The following is a 25369-nucleotide window of genomic DNA, read 5'->3' as shown; positions in this document are numbered from 1 at the left end:
CACCGGGTTTATCGGATGACGATGGACTGGTCAGGCCTGCATGTTGGCCGGGCGGTAGGCCTGGATGATCGGCAGCAGCTGGCCGAAGATCTTCGGCGTGCCGGCGACCACGTTGCCGGTGGCCATGAAGTCCGCCTCGCCCGACAGGTCCGATACCAGTCCGCCGGCTTCCTGGATCAGCAGCACGCCGGCTGCCATGTCCCACGGCGACAGGCCCATCTCCCAGAAGCCGTCGAGGCGGCCGCAGGCGACATAGGCCAGGTCGAGCGAGGCCGCGCCCGGGCGGCGGATGCCGGCGGTCTTCTGCGTGAGTTCCTTGAACATCGCGAGATAGGCATCGACATTGTCGAACTGGCGGAAGGGGAAGCCGGTGCCGATCAGCGAGTCATTCAGACGGGTGCGGCGCGACACGCGGATGCGGCGGTCGTTGAGGAAGGCGCCGCTGCCGCGCGAGGCGGTGAACAGCTCGTTGGTGCAGGGGTCGTAGACCACCGCGTGCTCGAGGGCGCCGTTCTTGGTCTGCGCAATCGAGATGGCGTACTGCGGGAAACCGTGGATGAAGTTGGTCGTGCCGTCGAGCGGATCGATGATCCAGTTGAACTCGCTTTCCGGGCCGGACTCGCCTGACTCCTCTGCTAGAATCCCGTGCCCCGGAAAGGCGTCACGCAGGACTTCGATGATCGCCTGCTCGGCGGCGCGATCGACTTCGGTGACGAAATCGTTGGGCGACTTGCTCTGGACGGTGAGCAGGTCGAGCTGGGTCGAGGCACGGTTGATGACGGTCGCGGCGCGACGGGCGGCCTTGACGGCGATGTTCAGGGTGGGATGCATTCGAAGCGGTCTCTGTTAAAGAAGCGGGCGACGGCTGCGGCTACCCATCGGGAACCGGCTGGCGTCGCCACGGCAGAATTCGGAAAACGCGGAATTTTAATATGAATCGCCCACTTGCGCTCGACCGTATCCGGGTCGTGCTGTCCCGTAGCAGCCATCCTGGCAATATCGGTGCTGCCGCCCGCGCCATGAAGACGATGGGGCTGCGCCAGCTGTGGCTGGTTGCGCCGGCCTCGTTTCCGGATGAGATCGCCACCGCGCGCGCTTCCGGCGCGGTCGATCTGCTCGAATCCGCACGCGTGGTGGGCACGCTTGAGGAGGCGCTGGCGGACACCGTGTTCTCCGCAGCGCTGACCGCGCGCCGGCGCGAGTTGTCACTGCCGCGCATGCATGCGCGCGAGGCGGCGGTCGAGATCGTCGGGCGGACCGTCGACGGCGATGTGGCGCTGGTGTTCGGCAACGAGACCAGTGGCATGACCAACGAGGAGGTCGCGCTGTGCAGCCTGCCGGTGACGATTCCGACCGACCCGGATTTCTCGTCGCTTAACCTCGGTGCGGCTGTCCAGTTGCTCGCCTATGAATTGCGCATGGCGGCACTGAATCCGCCGCCACCGCAGGATCTTCAGGGCGAGCCGGCCACGCATGCCGACTTCGAGGGTTTCATGACGCACCTCGAGCAGGCCGTGACCGCCAGCGGTTTCCATGATCCGAAGAATCCGAAGCGCCTGCTGCCGCGCATGCGGCGGATGTTCAACCGCGTCCGGCTCGAGCGCGAAGAGGTCGCCTTGCTGCGCGGCATGCTGACGACCTTCGAGCGCCCCAAGCGGCGCTGAACGCGTCATGGCGGTCGGTGCGAGCGTCGCGGTGCGCGGGTCCGGCCGTTTCAAAGTTGATCCTAAGTCGATTAAAATAGTCGGGAATTGACCGGCGCAATGTGCAGCCGGCCAGTTCTCTTCCATATTCCCATCCTGGAGCCCCTGGAAATGTTCAGCCGCCTGCGTGAAGACCTGGCCAGCGTTCGCGAACGCGATCCCGCCGCCCGCTCCACGTTCGAGGTGCTGACCTGTTATCCGGGCGTACATGCGCTGATGTTCCATCGCCTCGCGCATGGGGCGTGGCGACGGCAGTGGTTCTGGCTGGGACGCTTCATCAGTCACGTCAGCCGCTTCTTCACCGGGATCGAGATCCATCCGGGTGCCGTGATCGGCCGTCGCGTGTTCATCGATCATGGCATGGGCGTCGTCATCGGCGAAACGGCCGAAATCGGCGACGACTGCACGATCTATCAGGCGGTCACGCTCGGTGGCACTTCGTTGTACCGCGGCACCAAGCGTCATCCGACCCTCGGCAAAGGCGTGGTGGTCGGTGCGGGTGCCAAGGTGCTGGGCGGTTTCACGGTCGGTGACGGGGCCAAGATCGGCTCGAACGCTGTGGTGGTGAAGCCGGTGCCGGCGGGCGCGACGGCGGTCGGCAACCCGGCGCGCATCATCGACGCCGAGCGTGACGCCGAGCGCGAACAGAAGGCGGAGCAGATGGGCTTCAGTGCCTATGGCGTCACGCGCGACATGGACGATCCGGTGTCCAAGGCGCTGCACGGCTTGCTCGACCACGCGGTCGATACCGATCGCCGCCTGCAGGCGATCGTGGCGCGGCTTGAGGCCAGCGGGGTCAGGCTGGAGGACGCAGCGGCGTCGGCGGACGACTTCGATGCGAACCGCTTGTCGCGCATGGTGGACTGAGGCCAGGCTGCGACCGACTATCGTGGTGATTAGTTGACCGTTTTTGTCGGGATAAGTATAGTTGACCGAAACGTTCGGGTATTGCGGTGGGATTGCCCTGCCTGCGGCTGGACGGCTTACGGTTCCTGCGAGGTGACACCATGAGACTGACGACCAAAGGGCGATTCGCCGTCACGGCAATGATCGATCTGGCTGCACGCCAGGACGATGGGCCGGTGACGCTGGCCGGCATTGCCGAGCGTCAGAAGATCTCGCTGTCCTACCTCGAGCAGCTGTTCGGCAAGCTGCGACGCCACCAACTGGTGAGTAGCGTGCGTGGCCCCGGAGGCGGCTACCGCCTGGCGCGCGGCATGGACGCGATCACCGTGGCCGACATCATCATCGCCGTGGATGAACCGCTGGATGCAACGCAGTGCGGTGGCAAGCAGAACTGTCATGACGAGCATCGCTGCATGACGCACGACCTGTGGGCGAACCTCAACAAGCGCATGTACGCCTACCTCGACTCGGTGACGCTGCAGGCGCTCGTCGACCGTCAGGTCAAACCGGATGCGGACATGGCGGTGCTCAAGAACATCCGTCGTCGCGCCACATTGCAGGTGCGCGAAATCGCGGCGGTCTGAGGGCTGCGATGAGCTTTGCCCCGGTCTATCTCGACTGGAACGCGACCACGCCGATCGCCCCAGAGGTGCGCGACGCGATGCTGCCTTGGCTGGGCGCCGCCGAGTCGGCGCGCTTCGGCAATGCATCGAGCCGGCACGAGTACGGTCGCCAGGCCCGCGCCGCCATCGATGAGGCGCGCGCACAGGTGGCCACAGCCGTCGGCGCGCATGCGACTGAGGTGATCTTCACCAGCGGCGGCTCGGAGGCGAATAATCTGTTCCTGAAGGGCGCGGCAGCCTGCCTCAAGTCCGGCACGCTGGCGATCAGTGCGATCGAGCATCCCTGTGTGCGCGAACCGGCCAGGCAGCTTCGCCGTGCGGGGTGGGCCTTGCGTGAGATCGCGGTCGATGCGGACGGCAGGATCGATGTCGCCGACTGGCAGTGTGCGATTGAGGCACGTCCGGCGTTGGTGTCGGTGATGCTCGCCAATAATGAGACCGGCGTCCTGCAGGATGTGGTAGCACTGGGCGGCGATGCGCGCAAGGCCGGTGCCCTGCTGCATACCGATGCGGTGCAGGCGCTGGGCAAGATCGAGGTGGATTTTCGCGCGCTCGGCGTGCATGCGATGACGCTGTCTGCCCACAAGATTGGCGGTCCGCTCGGTGCGGGCGCACTGGTGGTCGACAAGCGTGTCGAGCTGTCGCCGCTGATTGCGGGCGGTGGCCAGGAGCGCGGTTTGCGTTCGGGCACGGAGAATGTCGCCGCTATTGTCGGCTTCGGTCTTGCCTGTGAGCGCGCGGTTGCACGGCGGGTGGTGGAGGCGGCACGGCTCGTCGCCTTGCGCGACAGCATCGAGCACGCGCTGTCGGTGCTGGGTGCAGTGGTGTTTTCACGAGCAGCTGCAAGGCTGTCGAATACGGTATTTTTCGCGTTTGACGGTATCGATGGTGAGACGCTGGTCGGCAAGCTGGATCGCGCCGGCTTTGCCTGCGCGAGCGGCTCCGCGTGCTCCAGTGCGCAGCCCGAGCCCTCGCACACCCTGTTGGCGATGGGGGTCGATCCGGTGGTGGCGCGTGGTGCTGTGCGCGTGAGCCTCGGGCGCGACACTACGGCGGAGGAGGTTGAGCGATTCGTCGCCACCCTGTCGCACGTGGTTCGGGATTTGAAGAAGCTGGCATCGGTCGCGTTCTGAGCGGCCGTGCCAGGACATGAAAAAGACACAACCCCTCTGCGGAGAGAAGCAATGCTGAAGTTCCCGATCTACCTCGACTATTCGGCGACGACGCCGGTTGACCCCCGCGTGGCGGCGAAAATGATCCCGTGGCTGACCGAGCATTTCGGCAACCCGGCCAGTCGTTCGCACGCCTACGGCTGGGAAGCCGAACAGGCGGTCGAGGAAGCGCGCGAACAGGTTGCGGCCCTGGTCAATGCCGATCCCAAGGAGATCATCTGGACCTCGGGCGCGACCGAATCCAACAACCTTGCCATCAAGGGCGCGGCGCATTTCTACCAAGGCAAGGGCAAGCATGTCATCACCGTCAAGACCGAGCACAAGGCGGTCCTCGACACCGTGCGCGAACTCGAGCGCGAGGGCTTCGAGGCCACCTACCTCGATGTGCAGGAAAACGGTCTGATCGACCTCGAGGTGCTGAAGGCGGCCATCCGTCCTGACACCATCCTGGTGTCGGTGATGTTCGTGAATAACGAGGTCGGCGTCGTGCAGCCGATCGCTCAGATCGGCGAACTCTGCCGCGAGAAGGGCATCGTCTTCCACGTCGATGCGGCGCAGGCGACCGGCAAGGTCGACATCGACCTCGACAAGCTCAAGGTCGACCTGATGAGCTTCTCGGCCCACAAGACCTACGGCCCGAAGGGCATCGGCGCCCTCTACGTGCGCCGCAAGCCGCGCGTGCGCCTCGAGGCGCAGATGCACGGTGGCGGCCACGAGCGCGGCCTGCGCTCGGGCACGCTGGCAACGCACCAGATCGTTGGCATGGGCGAGGCCTTCCGCCTGGCACGCGAGGAGATGGCGGAGGAGAATGCGCGCATCCGCAAGCTGCGTGACAAGCTGCTGAACGGCCTGACCGACATCGAGGCGACCTACGTCAATGGCGACCTCGAGCAGCGCGTGCCGCACAACCTGAACATCTCCTTCGCCTACGTCGAAGGCGAGTCGCTGATCATGGCGATCAAGGACATTGCGGTGTCGTCCGGTTCGGCCTGCACCTCGGCCAGCCTCGAGCCGTCCTACGTGCTGCGCGCACTGGGGCGCAACGACGAACTGGCGCACAGCTCGATCCGCTTCTCCATCGGCCGCTTCACGACCGAGGAAGAGGTGGACTTCACCATCGACCTGCTGCACAAGAAGATCGGCAAGCTGCGCGAGCTGTCGCCCCTGTGGGAGATGTACAAGGACGGCATCGATCTCGACACCGTGCAGTGGGCCGCACACTAAAAGACACGACGAAATCCCCTGGAGAAAAGACATGGCATACAGCGACAAGGTCCTGGACCATTACGAGAACCCCCGCAACGTCGGTTCCTTCGGCAAGGACGAAGAGGGCGTGGCGACCGGCATGGTCGGTGCCCCCGCCTGTGGCGACGTGATGAAGTTGCAGATCAAGGTCGGCAAGGACGGCGTGATCGAGGACGCCAAGTTCAAGACCTACGGCTGCGGTTCGGCAATTGCCTCGAGCTCGCTCGTCACCGAGTGGGTGAAGGGCAAGACCATCGACCAGGCGCTCGACATCAAGAACACCCAGATCGCCGAGGAGCTCGCGCTGCCGCCGGTCAAGATCCACTGCTCGATCCTGGCCGAGGACGCGATCAAGGCGGCCGTGGCAGACTACCGCAAGAAGCACCAGGCCTGAGCGGCCGCGATCAGGAGGCAAAGACCATGGGCGTGACCCTGTCCGAAAGCGCTGCCCGTCACGTGTCGAACTTCATTGCCAAGCGTGGCAAGGGCTTCGGCATTCGCCTGGGGGTGAAGACCTCGGGTTGTTCCGGCATGGCGTACAAGCTCGAGTTCGTCGACGAGACGCACGGCGAGGATCTGGTGTTCGAGAGCCACGGCGTCAAGGTCGTGGTTGATCCGAAGAGCCTGGTGTATCTCGAGGGCACTGAACTCGATTTCGTGAAGGAAGGGCTGAACGAAGGCTTCAAGTTCAACAACCCGAACGTGAAGGATCAGTGCGGTTGCGGCGAAAGCTTCAACGTCTGATACCCATCCTGCGTTTATCGACCGAGACTGCATGAGCATCGACCTCACCCAGGATTACTTCAGCCTGTTCGGGTTGCCGCGCCGTTACGCGCTAGACGAACCCGCACTCGAGGCCGCGTGGCATCGCCTGCAGTCGCAGGTCCATCCGGATCGCTATGCGCACCTGCCCGACGCCGACAAGCGTCGGGCGATGCAGTGGGCGACGCGCGTCAACGAGGGTTTCCGTACGCTCAAGAAGCCGCTCGCACGGGCGCAGTACCTGCTGGTGCTCGCGGGCGTCGATGCCGCCATCGAGACCAACACCGCGATGTCGCCCGAGTTCCTGATGGAGCAGATGGAGTGGCGCGAAGCGGTTGAAGAGGCGCGTGCGGCCGGTGAGGTGGAGGCGCTCGAGCAACTCCACATGCGCCTGTTGCACCATGCGCGCGAGGTGCGGGCCGAGCTGGGCCGCCAGCTCGACGTCGACAATGCATACACCGAAGCGGCCGACACCGTGCGTCGGCTGATGTTCATCGAGAAACTCCAGCACGAGATCGACGAGGCGCTGCTCGCACTCGAAGGCTGATAACAAGAGGCACGGAACCCCAATGGCCCTGCTGCAAATCGCCGAACCCGGCATGTCCACCGAGCCCCACAAGCATCGGCTTGCGGTGGGCATCGATCTCGGCACGACCAACTCGCTCGTCGCGACCGTCCGCAACGGAATCGCCGTGTGCCTGCCGGACGAATCAGGCCGAACCATGCTGCCGTCGGTGGTGCGGTATTGCGCCGATGGCCGGATCGAGGTCGGGCAGGCGGCCGCCAAGGTGCAGGCCACCGACCCGCGCAACACGATCGTGTCGGTCAAGCGCTTCATGGGGCGTGGCCTCAAGGACGTGGCGCACGTCGAGATGATGCCGTACGACTTCGAGGACGGCGCCGGCATGGTGCGCCTGCGTACGGTGCAAGGGGTCAAGAGTCCGGTCGAGGTGTCGGCGGAGATCCTGCGCGTGCTGCGCAACCGTGCCGAGGCCAGCCTGGGCGGCCCGCTGACCGGGGCGGTCATCACCGTTCCGGCGTATTTCGACGATGCCCAGCGCCAGGCGACCAAAGACGCGGCAAAGTTAGCGGGTCTGGACGTTCTGCGCCTGCTCAACGAACCCACGGCGGCAGCCGTCGCCTACGGCCTGGACAATGCGGCCGAGGGTGTCTACGCGGTCTACGACCTTGGTGGCGGCACCTTCGACCTGTCGATCCTCAAGCTCTCCCGTGGCGTGTTCGAGGTCCTGTCGACCAATGGCGATGCCGCGCTGGGCGGCGACGATTTCGATCACCGTCTGTTCTGCTCGATCCTGGAGCGGGCCGACATCGACCCGCCTTCGCTCGAGGATGCGCGCCGCCTGCAGATGAAGGCGCGTGAGGCCAAGGAGCTGCTGACCTCGTGCGAGGAAGCGCCAGTGCATCTGGTCCTCGGCTCCGGCGAGGAGGTCGATCTGGTAATCACGCGCGACGAGTTTGCGGAGATGACCCGCCATCTGGTGCAAAAGACCCTGACGCCGGTGCGCAAGGCGCTGCGCGACGCAGGCCTCACGCCCGAGGAAATCAAGGGTGTGGTGATGGTCGGCGGCGCGACCCGCATGCCGCATATCCAGCGCGCCGTCGCCAATTTCTTCGGCCAGGAGCCCCTGACCAACCTCGACCCCGACAAGGTGGTCGCGCTCGGTGCCGCCATGCAGGCAAACGCCCTGGCAGGCAACCGTGCCGAGCAGGACGACTGGCTGCTGCTCGACGTTATCCCGCTGTCGCTCGGCCTGGAGACCATGGGTGGCCTGGTCGAGAAGGTCGTGCCGCGCAACTCGACGCTGCCGATCGCGCGCGCGCAGGAATTCACCACCTTCAAGGATGGCCAGACCGCGATGGCTTTCCACGTCGTGCAGGGCGAGCGCGAACTGGTTGCGGATTGCCGCTCGCTCGCGCGTTTCGAACTGCGCGGCATCCCGCCGATGGTGGCCGGCGCGGCACGGATCCGCGTGACCTTCCAGGTGGACGCCGACGGCCTGCTGTCGGTTTCGGCGCGCGAAATGTCCTCCGGTGTCGAGGCCAGCGTGCTGGTCAAGCCTTCCTACGGTCTGTCGGACGACGAAATTGCCGAAATGCTGAAGTCGGGCGTCGAGCATGCTGGCGATGACATGGCGCTGCGAGCCCTGCGCGAGCAGCAGGTCGAGGCCGAACGCGTGATCGAGGCCACCGAACAGGCGCTGACCAAGGACGGGCATCTGCTCGATGCCGGCGAACGCGCGGCTGTCGACGCGGCGATCTCCCGCCTGCGTGCGTTGCGCGAAGGCGATGACCACCGCGCGATCAAGGCGGGGATCGATGCCTTCGCCCGCGCCACCGACGAATTTGCCGCCCGGCGCATGGACAACAGCATCCGCAGCGCGCTGGCCGGCCACAAAGTAGACGAACTCGAACTCTGACCCGCCCATGACCCAGATCATCGTTCTTCCCCACGTCGAGCTCTGCCCGGATGGCAGCGTGATCGAGGCCCGCCCGGGCCAGACCGTCTGCGAGAGCCTGCTCGAGAACGGAATCGACATCGAGCACGCGTGCGAGATGTCCTGCGCCTGTACCACCTGCCACGTGATCGTGCGCGAAGGCTTCAATGCCCTCGAGGCCGCTTCGGACGACGAAGAGGACCTGCTCGACAAGGCCTGGGGCCTCGAGCCCCAGTCACGTCTGTCCTGCCAGGTGCATGTGGGCGAGACGCCGCTGGTGGTCGAGATCCCGCGTTACACGATCAACATGGCCCGCGAAGGAAAGCACTGAAATGAAATGGACCGATGTGCAGGAGATCGCCATTCAGCTGGCGGACGCACGCCCCGACGTCGATCCGACGCGGGTGAATTTCGTCGACCTTATGACTTGGGTGCTTGAACTGCCTGAGTTCGACGATGATCCGAAGCGCTGTGGCGAGCGCATCCTCGAAGGAATCCAGCAGGCCTGGATCGACGAGGTCGCGTGACGGAGCCGGAAAAAGGCGAGATTGAAGGCCGGGGTAGCCCCCGGCCCTGACGCGCTAGTAGGCGGCGCTGGCGCTCGCTTCGACGGTCTCGTTGAGGCTCAGCCAGTAGCGGCCGAGGAGGGCGACCACCTCCTGGAAACGATCGAAATCCACCGGTTTGCGGATGTAGCTGTTGGCGCCGAGGTTGTAAGCCTGCTGAAGGTCCAGCGCTTCGCGTGAGGTGGTCAGAACCACGACGGGTAGCAAGGTCGTCCGCGCGTCGGCACGGATTCGCCGCAGCACCTCCAGCCCGTCGATACGCGGCAGTTTTAGGTCGAGCAGCACCACGGCTGGCATGACGCCGAGGTCGCGGCCGGCGAACGCACCCGTCCCGAACAGGTAGTCCACGGCTTCGACCCCATCGTGCACCACGACCACGGGATTGGTGATGCGGTTACGCGAGAAGGCATGCAGCGTCAGCGCCTCGTCGTCGGGGTTGTCCTCGACCAGCAGGATCGGGCGTTCGTTGGGCATGTGTTCCTTGCTCCCCAGTTGCCGTCTCGACAGCGGCGGTCAGTCCGTGCCGCCCGGCAGGTCCTCGCGGCGCAGCACGAACACCATGTCGTCGCCGCCGCGGGTGGATAACCAGTTGAAGGGCAGCTCCGGGAAGGCCTCCTCGACGATTGCCCGGTTGTGGCCAACCTCCACGGCCAGGATGCCACCGGTGTTGAGGTGCGCAGCGCCTTGTTCGATGAGCTTGCGCACGATGTCGAGACCGTCTTCGCCGGCGGCGAGCGCCATGCGGGGTTCGTGCAGGTACTCGGGCGGCAGCGCATCCATGTCCTCGCCCGTGACATAGGGCGGGTTGCTCAGGATCAGGTCGTAGCGTCGGCCATCTAGGGCCGAGAAGACGTCCGTGCGGACCAGCTCGATGCGATTATCCAGCCCGTAGTCGGCCACGTTCTGCAGCGCGACGTCGAGTGCATCCTCCGACAGATCCGCGCCGGTGATCTCGGCATTCGGGAAGGCATGGGCCATCAGGATCGCGAGGCAGCCGGAGCCCGTGCACATGTCCAGCGCGCTGCCGATGCTTGCAGGGTCGTCGATCCACGGCGCAAGGCCGTCCTCGAGCAACTCGGCGAAGAAGGAGCGCGGCACGATCACACGCGGGTCTACGGTGAAGCGGAAGTCGCCGAGCCAGGCCTCGCCAAGGATGTAGGCCGTCGGCAGGCGGTCATCCGCGCGCTGTTCGATCGCGTCGAGCAGCGCCACGCGTTCGTCACCGGGGATGCAGGCGTCGAGGAAAGGTTCCAGGCGGTCGAGCGGCAGCGCCAGCGAACCAAGCAGCAGCCAGGCGGCTTCGTCGAAGGTGTCGGTGACGCCGTGGCCGCAGAAGATGCCACTGCGGTTGAAGCGGGTGACGGCGTAGCGCAGCCAGTCGCGCACGGTGACCAGCTCGGCCAGCGGGCCATGGTCGTGTTCATGGTCGTGATCCCCATCGTCATGATGTTGATGGTCGTCGTGCGCATGTTCGTGATGCTGAGTCATGGATTCGTTCTCGCGTTGGAGCGGGTTCAGGCGGCCAGCAGCGCGCGCAGTGTGCGCTCGTAGACCACCGACAGGGGCTCGATCGCCGCCGCGTCGATGCATTCGTTGACCTGGTGGATCGAAGCATTCACCGGGCCGAACTCGACGACCTCGGCGCAGATGTCTGCGATGAAGCGGCCGTCGGACGTGCCGCCGGTGGTGGAGAGTTCGGTTTCCAACCCGAGCGTTTCGCGGATCGCCGCCGACAGGGCGCCGACCAGCTTGCCGCGCCCGGTGATGAAGGGCTTGCCCGACAGGTGCCAGTCGAGCTCGTAGTCGAGACCATGACGGTCCAGGACCTCAAGGGTGCGGGCCTTCAGGCTGTCCGCGGACGACACCGAGCCGAAACGGAAGTTGAACAGCACCTCGCACACGCCGGGGATCACGTTGTTGGCACCTGTGCCGGCATGTATGTTCGAGACCTGCCAGGTCGTGGGCGGGAAGAACTCGTTGCCCTGGTCCCACTCGATCGCGGCGAGTTCGGCCAGGGCGGGCGCGAAGGCGTGGATCGGGTTGCGGGCAAGATGGGGATAGGCGACGTGGCCCTGCTTGCCCTTCACGCGCAGCGTGCCGGACAGTGAGCCGCGGCGGCCATTCTTGATCATGTCGCCCAGGGTCTTCACCGAGGTCGGTTCGCCGACCACGCAGTAGTCGAGGCGTTCGCCGCGTGCGGCCAGCGCCTCGACGACCTTCACCGTACCGTGCGTGGCAATTCCTTCCTCGTCCGAGGTCAGCAGCAGCGCGATGCTTCCTGCGTGGTCGGGGTTTGACGCGACGAAGCGCTCGATGGCGGTGACGAAGGCTGCCAGCGACGACTTCATGTCGGCAGCGCCTCGGCCGAACAGCACGCCGTCGACGATCGTGGGTTCGTAGGGCGGGGTTTTCCAGGCGTCGAGCGGGCCGGCGGGGACGACGTCAGTGTGGCCGGCAAAACAGAGCACAGGTCCGGTCTGGCCACGACGGGCCCACAGGTTGGACACGCCGCCGGTGTCGATCCGTTCGCAGGCGAAGCCGAGTGCCTGCAGTCGCCCGGCGATCAGTTCCAGGCAGCCGGCGTCTTCAGGCGTGACTGAAGGGCGGGCAATCAACTCGCAGGCGAGGTCAAGCGTCGGGTTGTGAGTCTGGGGCATGGATGGGGTTGGGGTTCAGGGCTATTGGTTATGGTCGACGTGCAGCGTGAATTCCTGGAAGGATGCGCCGTCGGGGTTGCTGCGTTCGAAGTCGAGCAGGCTGGGTGCCTTCTTGGCCGCCGCCTGCTGGTCGTTGGCGCTGAGCTGCGCATTGTTGATGAGCCAGTGCAGGTTGGTCGGAGAGTCGGCGTTCGCCAGTGCCTCTTCGAGCGAGATGGTGCCGTCCGAATAGAGCTTGTAGAGATTCTGTTCGAAGGTCTGGCATCCCGGTGCGAGGCTCTGCTCCATGGCCTCCTTGATCTCGTTGATCTCGCCGCGTTCGATAAGCTCGGAGATGTGGCGTGTGTTCATCAGGATCTCGACGGCCGGCGCGCGCTTGGAGTCTGGGCGGCGCACGAGGCGCTGAGACACGATGCAACGTAGCGCCACTGCAAGATCCAGATAAAGCAACTGGCGGTTTTCCAGCGGGAAGAAGTTGATGATGCGGTTCAGCGCGTGGTAGGCGTTGTTCGCATGCAGCGTGGCCAGACAGAGGTGGCCGGATTGCGCGTAGGAAATGGCGGCCTGCATCGTCTCGCGGTCACGAATCTCGCCGATCAGGATGCAGTCGGGCGCCTGGCGCATGGCGTTGCGTAACGCCTCGGCCCAGCTGAGCGTGTCGATGCCGACCTCGCGCTGATTCACCACCGATTTGCGATGGGTGAACAGATATTCGATCGGATCCTCGACGGTGAGGATATGACCCGCCCGGTTGCGGTTGCGGTGGTCGAGCATCGAAGCCAGCGTGGTCGACTTGCCCGATCCGGTCGCACCGACGACGAGCACCAGGCCGCGCTTCTCCATGACCACTTCCGTCAGCACGGGGGGCATTCCCAGTTCCTGGACGGTGGGAATGTCGCTCTGGATGTAGCGCACCACGGTGGCAAGCGAGTTGCGCTGCCAGAACACGTTGACGCGGAAATTACCCAGGTCGCGGCGGCCGAACGACAGATTGAGTTCGCGGTCGCGTTCGAGTTGGGCAAACTTTTCCGGCGGGATCGCCTCTTCGATCATCCGGCGGATCATGGGCGGTTCCATGACCTGCTGGTTGATCGGCATCGTGTGGCCCTGAATCTTGATGTGGATCGGGGCGCCGGCGGTGATGAAGATGTCCGAGGCCTTCTTTTCAGCCATCAGCTGGAACAGACTGTCAAAAATCATGGCCTCGCGACCCTCGTCGTCAGCATGAAGGCGGAGATCGCATGATCTCCGCCCGTTGGTCGAAAGCGCGATCAGGCGCCGCGCAGGAGTTCGTTGATTCCGGTCTTGGCGCGGGTCTGCGCGTCGACCTTCTTCACGATCACGGCGCAGTACAGGCTGTACTTGCCGCAGGCCGATGGCAGACTGCCCGGCACCACGACGGCACCGGCCGGCACGCGGCCATAGGTGATTTCGCCCGTCTCGCGGTCGTAGATCTTGGTGCTCTGGCCGATATACACGCCCATCGACAGCACCGCGTTCTCCTCGATGATGACGCCTTCCACGACTTCCGAACGCGCACCGACGAACACGTTGTCTTCGATGATCACCGGACCAGCCTGGACCGGCTCGAGCACGCCACCGATGCCGACGCCGCCCGACAGGTGCACGTTCTTGCCGATCTGGGCGCAGGAACCGACGGTGGCCCAGGTGTCGACCATCGTGCCTTCATCGACGTAGGCGCCGATGTTCACATACGAGGGCATCAGGACAACGTTCTTGCCGATGAAACTGCCCTTGCGCGCGACAGCCGGCGGCACGACGCGGAAACCGCCCTCGCGGAACTGCTCCGGGGCGTAGTCGCCGAACTTGGTCGCGACCTTGTCGTAGAAGTTGAGGCCGCCGGCCTGCACGACTTCGTTGTCGCGCAGGCGGAAGGAGATCAGCACGGCCTTCTTGATCCACTGGTTCACCACCCACTGACCGTCCTTCTTCTCCGCCACGCGCAGCGTGCCGGCATCAAGGCCGGCGATCACTGCTTCCACCGCGTTGCGGATCTCGGCCGGGGCGGAGGAGGGCGACAGGCTGGCGCGGTTCTCGAAGGCGTCGTCAATGATCTGTTGCAGAGCGTGCATGGGGAAATTCTCTCTCAGAGGGTTTTGCAGAAATCGATGATGCGCTGGGCGGCTTCCACGCATTCGTGCGTGTCGGCCACCAGCGCGATGCGGACGAACCCGTCACCCGGGTTGATGCCGTTGGATTCGCGGGCAAGATAGCTGCCCGGCAGGACGGTCACATTATATTCAGCCTGCAGACGGCGGGCGAACTCGGTATCCGGCAGCGGCGTACGCACCCAGTAGTAGAAGCCGGCGTCCGGCAACTCGACCGGTAGACAGGGCTGCAGCATCGGCGTGATGCGGGCGAATTTCTCGCGATACAGGCGACGATTCTCCTCGACGTGCACCTCGTCGTTCCACGCCACGACCGAGGCCGCCTGCACCGGCGGGCTCATCTGGCAGCCGTGGTAGGTGCGGTAGAGCACGAAGTCCTTGAGGAGCTTCGCGTCGCCCGCGACGAAGCCCGAGCGCATTCCCGGCACGTTGGAGCGCTTGGACAGGCTGGAGAACATCACGATGTTGCGGAAGTCCGTCCGCCCCAGGCGCCAGGCTGCCTCGAGGCCGCCGATCGGCTTGGCATCGTCATCGAAGTAGATCTCGGAATAGCACTCGTCGGCAGCGATGATGAAGCCGTAGCGGTCGGACAGCTCGAACAGGTGCTTCCACTCGTCCAGCGACAGCACGCGGCCGGTGGGGTTGCCGGGCGAGCAGACATAGACGAGTTGCACGCCGCGCCAGGTGGCTTCGTCGATGGCGTCGAACTCCGACGCGAAGCCGTTCTCGGGCAGGTGGTTGAGGAAGATCGGCTCCGCCCCGGCCAGGTAGGCCGCACCTTCGTATATCTGATAGAAGGGATTCGGACACAGCACCTTGGCGCCGGGTCTTGTTCCGTCGACCACGCACTGGCAGAACGCGAACAGGGCCTCGCGGGTGCCATTGACCGGTACCACCTGGGTTGCAGCGTCGATCTTCGGCAGTCCGTAGCGGCGCTCGAGCCAATGCGCGATCGCGTTGCGCAGCGCATCGCTGCCCAATGTCAGCGGATAGCTCGACAGCCCGCCAAGGTTGTCCGCCAGCGTCTGACGTATGAAGCCGGGCGTCGGGTGCTGCGGCTCGCCGATCGACAGCCGGATCGGACTCAGGTCGGCAGGGGGCGTGATGCCGGCGAACAGCGTGCGCAGCTTCTCGAAGGGATAGGTCTGGAGGCGGGCGAGATTCGGATTCACTTTGGCACAAAATCCGCGCGGCGTGCCGCCGGCGCAGCAGAGTGGGGAAGGCCGGTGATGTTATCATGCTGCGCCTTGCCGGCGCCCTTGCAGGCCTTGCCGCCGGCCCCGTTCAACTGCCGTTTCGCCCCTTGGGGTGTGGTTCGGAATCCCTCGTCGACGTGCGCCTGTCCAAGCTAAAACTCGCCGGGTTCAAGACCTTCGTCGATCCGACCACCGTGCTCACGCCGGGCAACCTTGTCGGCGTCGTCGGGCCCAATGGCTGCGGCAAGTCCAACATCATCGATGCCGTGCGCTGGGTGCTAGGCGAGACACGGGCCTCGGCGCTGCGCGGCGAGTCGATGCAGGACGTGATCTTCAACGGCTCGACCACGCGCAAGCCGGTGTCGCGTGCCAGTGTCGAGCTCGTGTTCGACAACGCCGAGGGGCGCGCGGCGGGGCAGTGGTCGCGCTACACCGAGATCTCGGTCAAGCGGGTGCTGGACCGCTCCGGCGAGTCGACCTATTACATCAACAACGTTCACGTGCGGCGCAAGGACGTGATCGATCTGTTCCTCGGTACGGGTCTCGGGCCGCGTGCCTACGCGATCATCGAGCAGGGCATGATCTCGCGCATCATCGAGGCGAAGCCGGAGGATATCCGGGGCTTCCTCGAGGAGGCGGCCGGCGTCACCAAGTACCGTGAGCGGCGCAAGGAGACCGAGGGGCGGCTGCGCGATGCGCGCGACAATCTCGCGCGCCTCGACGACATCCGCATGGAGCTGGGCGAGCGCATCTCCCATCTCGAGGCGCAGGCCGAGGTTGCTGCGCGCTACAACACCCTAAATGCCGCGCACGTGCAGAAGCAGCAGCTGCTGTGGTTGCTCAAGCGCAACGAGGCGCAGGCTGAGCACGCGCGCCTGAGCGAAGAGCTCAACGCAACGACGCAGCGCATTGAGGGCGACAGCGCACGCCTGCAGGAACTCGAGGCCGCGGTCGAGGGGGCGCGCGAAGCGCATTTCGAGGCCTCGGAGGCGGTGCATGTGGCGCAGAGCGACCTCTTCGCCGTCGGCGCCGAAGTGACCCGTCTCGAAACCGAACTCCAGCATTTGGGCGAGGCGCGCAAACGGCTCGAAGCCCGCCTGGCGCAACTCGAGCTCGACCGCGGCCACTGGCAGGCGCGGCGGGAAGCGCTGGGCGAAGACCGCGAGCGCTGGCAGGCGCTGGCCGAGAATGCCGCGATGCGTGCCGAGCAGGCCGAGGCGCGGCATTTCGAGATTGCCGACCGCGTGCCCGATCTGGAAAACGGCCGCCAGGCGGCCGACACGACCGTCGCCGCAGCGCGGCGTGAGCTCGCCCAGACCGAGCAGCAACTGCGGGTGGAGGAGGCGAACCGCGCCAGCGCGACGCGCGCGCTCGAGGCCTTGCAGCAGCGCAGGGGACGCCTGGAGACCGAACGCGGTGCCATTTCCGGACCCGACGAGCGCGAGCTGGCCGAGCGTGAGGCGCGGCTCGAGGCACTGCAGGATGCGCTGGAGGCGCAGCAACAGGAACTGCAGCAGGTGCAGGCGCGCCTGCCCGATGCGCAGGCCGCGTTGAAGGCTGCGCTCGAACACGAACGCATGGTGCAGCGACGGCTCACCGAGCTGCGCGCCCGGCGCGATGCGCTGGTGCAGCTCCAGGCGCGTGTGCAGTCGCAGGGCAAACTCGGCGACTGGCTCAAGCGGCACGGGCTGGATGCGCTGCCGCCGCTGTGGCGAAGCCTGCGTGTGGAGGAAGGTTGGGACACGGCCGTGCAGGCGGTGCTGCGCGAGCGTCTTGCCGCGCTGGTGGCGCCGGACGATACCGCCGCCGTGTCGGCCGCCAGTCTGGTGCTTGACGAGGCGCCGCCGGAGTCGCTTGCCGTCGCGCTGCCCGGGGCCCCGGTCACGGCCCCGCAGGACGAGTTCGCCGGCTTGCCGCGGCTGCTTGAGCGGATCACCGTCACGGACCCTGGTCTGCAGCCGCTGCTGGCCAGTTTCCTGCGCGGGGCGTTCGCGGTCGAGCGTCTCGGCGACTGGCTGGCGCGACGTGATGAGCTGCCTGCGGGCGTCGTGCTGGTCGGGCCGCACGGCCAGATCCTCTCGCGCGATGTGCTGGTGCATTCGGCACCGGACAGCCGCACCCATGGCGTCATCGAGCGTCAGCGCGAAATCGATACGCTGGCCGAACAGCAGCAGGTGCTCGAGGATGAGGCCCGGATCGCGCATGACGCGCTGCTGACCGCGGAAGCCGCTGCCGCTGCGCTGCAGGAAACGGCCAATACCCTGCGGCGTGACAGTCAGGGCGTACAGGCGCAGGTCCACGCGGAGCAGGTTGAAGTGCTCAAGCTCGCGCAGGCGCGCAGTCGCGCCGAGGAGCGCCGCGGCCAGCTTGCCCGCGACCTGGAGGACCTGGTCCATCTCGAGCAGACCGAGCGCGAACATCTGGCTCGCGCCGACATGGAGCAGGCGCGCGCGGCCGAGCTGGCCGAGCTGCAGCGCGAGCGGCTGGACGCGTCGATGGAGGTGCTGCGCGAGCGCGAACAGGCCTTGCGCGAAGCGCGCGCGCTCGAGCAGGCCGCTGCGCGCGAACTGCAGGAGGCGAAGTTCTCCGAGCGCGAATGCGCCGGCAAGCTCGATGACATCGGACGCAACCTGCAGCTGGCCGCCGAGCAGCTCGCGCGCATCGTCGCCGAGACGGAAACCCGTGGTGCCGAACTCGACGCCACCGACGACAGCCGCAGTTTCGAGGCCCTGCAGAGTGCGCTCGGCTTGCGTGTCAGTCGCGAGGCCGCGCTCGCCGCACGCCGCGATGCGCTCGAGGACGCGGCGGCCCGGCTCAAGCAGACCGAGGAAATGCGCCTGCGGGTCGAGCAGGAGGCTGCCCCGATCCGGAATCGCGTCGCCGAACTGCGGCTGGCCGTGCAGGCGACCGAGCTGGCGGTGACCCAGTTTGCCGATCGCCTGCTTGAGGTGAAGGCGGACGAGGCCGCGCTGCTGCCGCTGCTGAACGATGAGCTGAAGGAAAGCACGCTGCAGCGCGAAGTGGCGCGACTGGCGCGCGAGATCGCGGAACTCGGCGCGGTCAATCTTGCCGCGCTGGACGAACTGCGCAGCGCGTCCGAACGCAAGGGCTATCTCGATGCGCAGACCGATGATCTGCTGCAGGCGATCGAGACGCTCGAGGACGCGATCCGGCGCATCGACCGCGAGACGCGCGAGCAACTGCAGGAAACCTACAATACCGTCAATCGCCAGTTCGGCACGCTGTTCCCGCAGTTGTTCGGCGGCGGCCGTGCCGAACTGGTGCTGACCGGTGACGAGATCCTGGACGCAGGCATCCAGATCGTGGCCCAGCCGCCCGGGAAGAAAAACACCTCCATCCACCTGCTGTCGGGCGGCGAGAAGGCACTTACGGCGATTGCGCTGGTCTTCTCGATGTTCCAGCTCAATCCGGCGCCGTTCTGCATGCTTGACGAGGTGGACGCGCCCTTGGACGATACGAACACCGAACGCTATGCCAACATGGTCAAGCGCATGTCCTCGCAGACGCAGTTCATCTTCATCAGTCACAGCAAGATCACGATGGAGTTTGCGCAGCAACTGGTCGGCGTGACCATGCAGGAACAGGGCGTGTCGCGCGTGGTGGAAGTCGATATCGAAGAAGCGCTGCGCCTGGCAGAGCCGGCGGCAGCCTGAAACAACAGCAAGGAATTCGGGAACCTCCTATGGACAGCGAACTACAGATCGCCCTCATCGGCGCGGGTCTTGGCGCGGTGGTGCTGATCGTGGCTTACAACAAGTGGCAGGAGCGCAAGCACCAGCACAAGGCCGACAAGGCCTTCAAGTCCGAGCATCGCGACGTGCTGCTCGAGCCGCGCGTTGCCGCCGACGACGCCAGGGACAGCGCCGCGCGCACCGAGCGCCGCGAACCGGGCATTGCGGACAATGACGACATTCCTGATGGTCCGCGACCGGTGCGCGAGGCCTCGATCATGCGTTCGGCCCCCGAGGTGCCCGAGTTGCTCGACGAACGGACCGACTGCGTGATCCGCCTTGAGGCGATCGAGCCGCTCGATGTGCAGCGCGTCTGGCAGGCGCAGGGCGAGCAGCTTGCCGGCCTGTCGAAGCCGGTGCGCTGGTTCGGTTTCAACGACGCCGAGAACCTGTGGTTCCCGATCGGTCCGAACAGTGCGGGTGCCTGCCACTGGTTCTGCGCGGCGCTGCAGCTCGTCGATCGGCGGGGCTCGATCGGGGAGTCCGATTTCATGCGCTTCTCGGGGGGGGTCCAGCGCGTCGCCGACGTGGTGATGGCGCTGCCGCCGGGCCTGCCGGCGCGCGCCGAAACCCTGCGCAATGCCACCGAGGTCGACCGTTTCTGCGCCGACGTGGATGTGCAGATCGGCGTCAATGTGATCGCATCCGCACGGCCGTTCGATGGTGGCGAAATCGTCAAGCTGGCGGCTCGCCATGGCCTTACGCTGTCGGGTGACGGCAGTTTCCATGCGCTGGCGGACGATGGCAGCACGCTGTTTACGCTGGCGAACCTGGAGCCGGGCCTGTTCGCGGCCGAAACGCTGCCGGCCATGGCGACCGGCGGCCTGACCCTCGTCATCGATGTGCCGTGGGTGCAGGATGGGGTGGCGGCGTTCGACCGCATGATGCGTATCGCCAACGACTTCGCGGCGCACTTCGGCGGCCATGTCGTAGACGACAATCGCGCGGCCTTCGGCACGGATGCGGCGGACCTGATCCGTGCGCAGATCCGCCAGTTCCAGGCGCGCATGGCCGAGCATGGCATCCCTGCGGGCGGACCGTTGGCAAGGCGACTGTTTGCGCTGTGATGGACCTGTTTGCTTCAGCTGCGCAGCAGCGCGTCCGGGCGCTGCGCGAAGAGATTGCGCGGCATGACCATGCCTACTATGTGCTTGACGCGCCGACGATTCCGGATGCCGAGTACGACCGCCTGTTCCGCGAACTGCAGGCCCTCGAGGTCGAGCATCCGGACCTGCGCACGCCCGATTCACCGACCCAGCGCGTTGGCGGCAAACCGCTGGCGCAATTCCCGCCGGTGCGCCATCGCGTGCCGATGCTGTCGATCCGCACCGAGACCGATACCGAGGCGAGCGGTGCGCAGGCCTTCGATGCGCGCGTACGGCGCGAACTCGGCCTGGGCGAAGGCGATCCGGACGTCGAGTATGCGGTCGAACTGAAGTTCGACGGTCTGGCGATCAACCTGCGCTACGAGCACGGCGTGCTGGTCCAGGCCGCGACGCGTGGCGATGGTGAGACCGGCGAGGACGTCAGCAGCAACGTGCGCACCATGCGCTGCGTTCCCCTGCGTCTGAAGGGCGAGGCGCCCGAGGTCATCGAGATCCGCGGCGAGGTGTACATGCGCCGCGACGATTTCGAGGGCCTCAACCGGCGCCAGGCGGAGGCGGGCGAGAAGACCTTCGTCAATCCGCGCAACGCGGCGGCGGGCAGCATCCGTCAGCTCGATCCCGCGATTGCCGCGAAGCGGCCATTGTCCTTCTTCGCCTATGGCCTGGGAGAGACGGTGGGGTGGCAGATGCCCGCCACGCACGGCGAGGTGCTCGACGCCATCGCTGCATTTGGCCTGCCGGTGTGCGAACACCGCAGGGTGGTGCGTGGCGCGACCGGGCTGGCCGATTTCCATGCAGATATCGCAGGCCTGCGCGACAGCCTGCCGTTCGACATCGACGGTGTGGTGTACAAGGTCAATTCGCTCGAACTCCAGCGCCAGCTCGGCTTCGTGACGCGCGAGCCGCGTTGGGCGGTGGCGCACAAGTATCCGGCGCAGGAGGCGCTGACCGTGCTGCGCGGCATCGAGGTGCAGGTCGGACGCACCGGCGCGCTGACGCCGGTCGCGCGCCTGGAGCCGGTGTTCGTCGGCGGCGTGACGGTAACCAATGCGACGCTGCACAACCAGGACGAGATCGACCGCAAGGACGTGCGCATCGGCGACTGGGTGATCGTGCGCCGTGCCGGCGACGTGATCCCCGAGGTCGTGGCGCCGGTCATCGAGCGCCGGCAAGGTGATCTGCCGCGTTTTCGCCTGCTCGAGCAGTTTCCAACCTGCCCGGTGTGCGGCTCGCATGTCGTGCGCGGCGAGGACGAGGCGGTCGCGCGCTGCACCGGCGGGCTGTTCTGCCCGGCCCAGCGCAAGCAGGCGCTGCTGCATTTCGCTGGCCGGCGGGCGATGGACATCGAGGGGCTGGGCGACAAGCTGGTCGATCAGCTTGTCGACGCGGCGATCGTCAAGACGCCGGTCGACCTGTACCGCCTCGGCGTTCTTGCGCTCGCGAACCTCGAACGGATGGGCGAAAAGTCGGCGCAGAACCTGCTCGCCGCGATCGAGAGGAGCCGTTCGACGACGCTGGCGCGTTTCATTTTCGCGCTCGGTATCCGCAACGTCGGTGAGGCGACTGCGCGCGATCTGGCGCGGCATTTCGGCAGTCTCGACGCCTTGCTCGCTGCCGACGCCGAGGCGCTGCAGCAGGTCGAGGACGTGGGGCCGATCGTCGCGCGTTCGATCGTCGAGTTCTTCGCCGAGCCGCACAACCGCGAGGTTATCGAGCAGTTGCGCGCAGCCGGCGTGCATTGGCCGGAGGGCGCGCCCGCGCCTGCGGCAGGGGGTGCGCTGGCGGGCAAGACCTTCGTGCTGACGGGCACGCTGCCGACCTTGAGCCGCGACGAGGCGAAAGCACTGATCGAGGCGCAGGGTGGCAAGGTGGCGGGCTCGGTATCGAAGAAGACGACCTACGTCGTTGCCGGAGCAGAAGCGGGCTCCAAACTGACCAAGGCGCAGGAACTCGGGCTCGACGTCCTCGACGAGGACGGCCTGCGTGAACTGTTGAGCAAAACGGATACAAATAGCTAGTGCCTTTGCGCCCGGCTTCGCGCATGATGCCGGGCGCCGCATACCCGTGTCGGGTGTGCGGGATCTGCTGAAACATTCATACCGGAGTGAAACAAGAATGAAGAAGGTCACCAAGGCGGTCTTCCCCGTTGCCGGCATGGGCACGCGCTTCCTGCCGGCCACCAAGGCCAGCCCGAAGGAAATGCTGCCAATCGTCGACAAGCCGCTGATCCAGTACGCGGTCGAAGAAGCGGTCGCGGCGGGCATCACCGACATGATCTTCATCACCGGTCGGACCAAGCGTTCGATCGAGGACCACTTCGACAAGGCCTACGAACTCGAGACCGAACTGGAAGCGCGCGGCAAGAAGGAACTGCTCGAGATCGTGCGCAAGACGGTGCCGAAGGGCGTCAACTGCATCTACATCCGCCAGTCCGAAGCGCTTGGCCTGGGGCACGCCGTGCTGTGCGCGAGCCATGTCGTCAGCGACGAGGCCTTCGCCGTGATCCTGGCCGACGACCTGCTCGACAACAAGGACGGCAAGCCGGTGCTCAAGCAGATGGTGGATGTGTACAACTACCATCGCTGCTCGGTGCTGGGCACCATGAACGTGCCGCGCGAGGAAACCCGCAGCTACGGCATCGTCAGCACCGAGACCGACCAGGGCCAGGTGCAGCGCATGACCGGCATCGTCGAGAAGCCGAAGCCCGAAGAAGCGCCGACGACTCAGGCGGTGGTCGGCCGCTACATCCTGACGCCGCGCATCTTCGACCACATCCGCGCGCTGAAGCCGGGCGCCGGCGGCGAGTACCAGCTCACCGACGCCATCGCGTCGCTGCTGAAGGAGGAGGCCGTGCTGGCCTACCAGTTCGACGGCGTGCGCTACGACTGCGGCTCCAAGCTCGGCTACCTGAAGGCGACGATCGAGTTCGGCCTGCGCCATCCGGAGACGGGGGGCGATTTTGCCCAGTACCTGAATGGCCGGTTCGGCGCGGAAGCGGCCGGCAGCAAGAAGAAGTGAGCGTTGGTTCGCTGTAGCGCCCGACCGGTTGAGCGGTCAGGCGCTGCAAGCGCAAAGTCAGGGCAATTCATGCGCCTGGAAACAGAGAGGCCCCGGCGGGACATTCCCGGCGGGGCCTCTTCACACATTCAGGCGCAGATGAGGTCGATCAGGCCTCGGCAGCCTTCGCCGCGCGCTTGCGATCGTTTTCCTTCAGGTGACGCTTGCGCAGACGGATGTTCTTCGGCGTGATCTCGACCAGCTCGTCGTCGGCGATGAACTCAATCGCGGATTCCAGCGTCAGCGCGATCGGCGGGATCAGGCGCACGGCTTCGTCGGTGCCGGACGCGCGCACGTTGGTGAGCTGCTTGCCCTTGATCGGGTTTACGACGAGGTCGTTGTCGCGCGTGTGGATGCCGATGATCATGCCTTCGTACAGCGCTTCGCCCGGGCTCACGAACATGCGGCCGCGGTCCTGCAGGTTCCACAGCGCGTAGGCGACAGCGTCGCCGTCGTTCTGCGAGATCAGCACGCCGTTGCGGCGCTCGGCCATCGCGCCGGCCATCGGACCGTAGTCATCGAACACGTGGCTGGCAAGGCCGGTGCCGCGCGTCATGGTGAGGAACTCGCCCTGGAAGCCGATCAGGCCGCGCGCCGGGATGCGGTATTCGAGGCGCACACGACCCTTGCCGTCCGGCTGCATGTCCTGCAGTTCGCCGCGGCGGCGGCCGAGCTCTTCCATGACGCCACCCTGGTGGTCTTCCTCGACGTCGACCGTGAGCATTTCGTACGGCTCGCATTTCACGCCGTCGATTTCCTTGTACACCACGCGCGGGCGGCCAACCGCCAGCTCGTAGCCTTCACGGCGCATGTTCTCGAGCAGGATCGTCAGGTGCAGCTCGCCACGGCCCGACACCTCGAAGACGTCCGAGTCGCCGGTGTAATTCACGCGCAATGCAACGTTCTTCAGCAGTTCCTTTTCCAGGCGCTCGCGGATCTGGCGGCTGGTGACGAACTTGCCTTCGCGGCCGGCCAGGGGCGAGGTGTTGACCATGAAGTTCATGGTCAGCGTCGGCTCGTCGACCGCGATCGGCTTCATGCCTTCGAGGCATTCCGGATCGCACAGCGTGACACCGATGTTGACCTGCTGGATGCCAGCGATCAGTACGATGTCGCCGGCTTCGGCCGATTCGGCAGGAGAGCGCTCGAGGCCCTTGAAGGTCAGGATCTGGCTGACCTTGCCCTTGCCACGGTTCTCGTCGCCGTACATGACGACGACTTCCTGGTTCGGACGCACGCGGCCGCGCTTGATGCGGCCGATGCCGAGCTGACCCATGTAGGTGGAGTAGTCGAGCGAGCAGACCTGGAGTTGCAGCGGGCCGTCGGCATCGACCTCGGGGGCCGGCACGTGCTCGAGGATGGCCTCGAACAGCGGACGCATGTCCTTGCGTTCGTCGTTCTCGTTGATGACCGCGAAGCCGTTCAGGCCCGACGCATAGATCACCGGGAAGTCGAGCTGCTCTTCGGTGGCGCCGAGCTTGTCGAAGAGGTCGAAGGTGTGGTTGATGACCCAGTCCGGACGCGCGCCCGGGCGATCGATCTTGTTGATGACGACGATCGGCTTCAGGCCCAGGGCGAGTGCCTTGCGGGTGACGAAACGCGTCTGCGGCATCGGGCCTTCGACCGCGTCGACCAGCAACAGCACGCTGTCGACCATCGACAGCACGCGTTCGACCTCGCCGCCGAAGTCGGCGTGGCCCGGGGTGTCGACGATGTTGATGTGGGTGTCGCCGTACTGGATGGCGCAGTTCTTCGACAGGATCGTGATGCCGCGTTCCTTCTCGATGTCCCCCGAATCCATGATGCGTTCGGCGACCTGCTGGTTCTCACGGAAGGTGCCGGACTGGCGCAGCAGTTGGTCGACGAGGGTGGTCTTGCCGTGGTCGACGTGGGCGATGATGGCGATGTTGCGGATGGCGCGGGACATGGAGGCGGGAAGTCTTTGAAAGGGCGAGGATTCTACCACGTGCTGTGGCAGCGCAACATGAATTCTCGTGCATGCTTGCAGGGCCGCGAAATGGCTGTGGCAGGCGCTCGTC

The 25369-nt window shown here is 65.8% G+C and carries 23 protein-coding genes; 15 read left to right on the top strand and 8 right to left on the bottom strand.

The genetic code is table 11. The annotated features are described in order from the left end of the window. Nucleotides 1-30: 30 nt before the first annotated feature. A complete protein-coding gene (locus tag CGK74_RS07750) occupies nt 31-831 on the bottom strand; it encodes an inositol monophosphatase family protein (protein ID WP_094267896.1) in 801 nt (266 codons plus the stop codon). 101 nt (nt 832-932) lie between these two features. Between CGK74_RS07750 and CGK74_RS07745 the strand changes: the two genes are divergently transcribed. The 11 genes from CGK74_RS07745 (at nt 933) to iscX (ending at nt 9394) form a co-directional block, all read left to right on the top strand. Beyond that, nucleotides 933-1664: an RNA methyltransferase gene (locus CGK74_RS07745; protein ID WP_094267895.1), complete on the top strand. Its 732-nt coding sequence runs from the start codon at nt 933-935 to the stop codon at nt 1662-1664. Between the two features lie 150 nt (nt 1665-1814). Next, the gene (gene cysE, locus CGK74_RS07740; protein ID WP_094267894.1) at nt 1815-2570 is read left to right on the top strand and encodes a serine O-acetyltransferase; all 756 of its coding nucleotides are present in this window, start codon (nt 1815-1817) and stop codon (nt 2568-2570) included. Between the two features lie 140 nt (nt 2571-2710). Further along, a complete protein-coding gene (gene iscR / locus CGK74_RS07735) occupies nt 2711-3193 on the top strand; it encodes a Fe-S cluster assembly transcriptional regulator IscR (RefSeq protein WP_165770054.1) in 483 nt (160 codons plus the stop codon). Nucleotides 3194-3201: 8 nt separating this feature from the next. Beyond that, nucleotides 3202-4365 (top strand): cysteine desulfurase family protein, encoded by a 1164-nt coding sequence (locus CGK74_RS07730; RefSeq protein ID WP_094267893.1) that lies wholly within the window; start codon nt 3202-3204, stop codon nt 4363-4365. Nucleotides 4366-4416: 51 nt separating this feature from the next. Next, the gene (locus CGK74_RS07725; protein ID WP_094267892.1) at nt 4417-5628 is read left to right on the top strand and encodes an IscS subfamily cysteine desulfurase; all 1212 of its coding nucleotides are present in this window, start codon (nt 4417-4419) and stop codon (nt 5626-5628) included. 31 nt (nt 5629-5659) lie between these two features. Beyond that, a complete protein-coding gene (gene iscU, locus CGK74_RS07720; protein ID WP_004251048.1) occupies nt 5660-6043 on the top strand; it encodes a Fe-S cluster assembly scaffold IscU in 384 nt (127 codons plus the stop codon). A 26-nt stretch (nt 6044-6069) separates the two neighbouring features. Further along, nucleotides 6070-6393: an iron-sulfur cluster assembly protein IscA gene (gene iscA, locus CGK74_RS07715; protein WP_094267891.1), complete on the top strand. Its 324-nt coding sequence runs from the start codon at nt 6070-6072 to the stop codon at nt 6391-6393. Nucleotides 6394-6424: 31 nt separating this feature from the next. Continuing rightward, nucleotides 6425-6958: a Fe-S protein assembly co-chaperone HscB gene (gene hscB, locus CGK74_RS07710; protein ID WP_094267890.1), complete on the top strand. Its 534-nt coding sequence runs from the start codon at nt 6425-6427 to the stop codon at nt 6956-6958. Between the two features lie 22 nt (nt 6959-6980). Continuing rightward, nucleotides 6981-8849, top strand: coding sequence for a Fe-S protein assembly chaperone HscA (gene hscA / locus CGK74_RS07705; protein WP_094267889.1), 1869 nt, complete (start codon nt 6981-6983; stop codon nt 8847-8849). A 7-nt stretch (nt 8850-8856) separates the two neighbouring features. Continuing rightward, nucleotides 8857-9198 (top strand): ISC system 2Fe-2S type ferredoxin, encoded by a 342-nt coding sequence (fdx, locus tag CGK74_RS07700; RefSeq protein WP_094267888.1) that lies wholly within the window; start codon nt 8857-8859, stop codon nt 9196-9198. 1 nt (nt 9199) lies between these two features. Then, a complete protein-coding gene (iscX, locus tag CGK74_RS07695) occupies nt 9200-9394 on the top strand; it encodes a Fe-S cluster assembly protein IscX (protein ID WP_094267887.1) in 195 nt (64 codons plus the stop codon). A 54-nt stretch (nt 9395-9448) separates the two neighbouring features. Here iscX and CGK74_RS07690 read toward each other — a convergent pair whose 3' ends face one another. The 6 genes from CGK74_RS07690 to dapC all read right to left on the bottom strand — a co-directional run bounded on the left by CGK74_RS07690 (nt 9449) and on the right by dapC (nt 15391). Continuing rightward, on the bottom strand, nt 9449-9907 hold the full coding sequence (locus tag CGK74_RS07690; protein ID WP_094267886.1) for a response regulator: 459 nt from the start codon (nt 9905-9907) through the stop codon (nt 9449-9451). Between the two features lie 39 nt (nt 9908-9946). Further along, nucleotides 9947-10921 carry a 50S ribosomal protein L3 N(5)-glutamine methyltransferase gene (prmB, locus tag CGK74_RS07685; protein WP_094267885.1) on the bottom strand — a complete coding sequence of 325 codons (975 nt, stop codon included), beginning with the start codon at nt 10919-10921 and terminating at the stop codon, nt 9947-9949. A gap of 26 nt (nt 10922-10947) precedes the next feature. Beyond that, nucleotides 10948-12090: a succinyl-diaminopimelate desuccinylase gene (gene dapE / locus CGK74_RS07680; RefSeq protein WP_094267884.1), complete on the bottom strand. Its 1143-nt coding sequence runs from the start codon at nt 12088-12090 to the stop codon at nt 10948-10950. Nucleotides 12091-12111: 21 nt separating this feature from the next. Further along, nucleotides 12112-13290, bottom strand: a complete 1179-nt coding sequence (locus tag CGK74_RS07675) for a PilT/PilU family type 4a pilus ATPase (RefSeq protein WP_094267883.1) — start codon at nt 13288-13290, stop codon at nt 12112-12114. Nucleotides 13291-13361: 71 nt separating this feature from the next. Beyond that, complete coding sequence (gene dapD / locus CGK74_RS07670; protein ID WP_094267882.1) at nt 13362-14183, bottom strand: 2,3,4,5-tetrahydropyridine-2,6-dicarboxylate N-succinyltransferase; 822 nt, start codon at nt 14181-14183, stop codon at nt 13362-13364. 14 nt (nt 14184-14197) lie between these two features. Then, a complete protein-coding gene (gene dapC, locus CGK74_RS07665) occupies nt 14198-15391 on the bottom strand; it encodes a succinyldiaminopimelate transaminase (protein ID WP_094267881.1) in 1194 nt (397 codons plus the stop codon). A 161-nt stretch (nt 15392-15552) separates the two neighbouring features. Between dapC and smc the strand changes: the two genes are divergently transcribed. From smc to galU, 4 genes are all read left to right on the top strand, one after another. Further along, the gene (gene smc, locus CGK74_RS07660) at nt 15553-19089 is read left to right on the top strand and encodes a chromosome segregation protein SMC (RefSeq protein WP_165770060.1); all 3537 of its coding nucleotides are present in this window, start codon (nt 15553-15555) and stop codon (nt 19087-19089) included. A gap of 29 nt (nt 19090-19118) precedes the next feature. Continuing rightward, nucleotides 19119-20234 (top strand): cell division protein ZipA, encoded by a 1116-nt coding sequence (locus CGK74_RS07655; protein ID WP_094267880.1) that lies wholly within the window; start codon nt 19119-19121, stop codon nt 20232-20234. After that, complete coding sequence (ligA, locus tag CGK74_RS07650) at nt 20234-22291, top strand: NAD-dependent DNA ligase LigA (RefSeq protein WP_094267879.1); 2058 nt, start codon at nt 20234-20236, stop codon at nt 22289-22291. The genes CGK74_RS07655 and ligA overlap by 1 nt, the downstream gene beginning before the upstream one ends. Before the next feature lie 97 nt (nt 22292-22388). Next, a complete protein-coding gene (gene galU, locus CGK74_RS07645) occupies nt 22389-23291 on the top strand; it encodes a UTP--glucose-1-phosphate uridylyltransferase GalU (RefSeq protein WP_094267878.1) in 903 nt (300 codons plus the stop codon). A gap of 148 nt (nt 23292-23439) precedes the next feature. Here the strand turns inward: galU and typA are convergent, their stop codons facing one another. After that, entirely contained in the window at nt 23440-25257 is a 1818-nt protein-coding gene (gene typA / locus CGK74_RS07640) for a translational GTPase TypA (protein WP_094267877.1), read from the bottom strand. Between the last annotated feature and the right edge of the window lie 112 nt (nt 25258-25369).

Source organism: Thauera propionica, assembly GCF_002245655.1.
GTDB classification, from domain to species: domain Bacteria; phylum Pseudomonadota; class Gammaproteobacteria; order Burkholderiales; family Rhodocyclaceae; genus Thauera; species Thauera propionica.
Note: the sequence above shows the minus strand (reverse complement) of the source record. Positions and strands in the feature narration are given on the sequence as shown.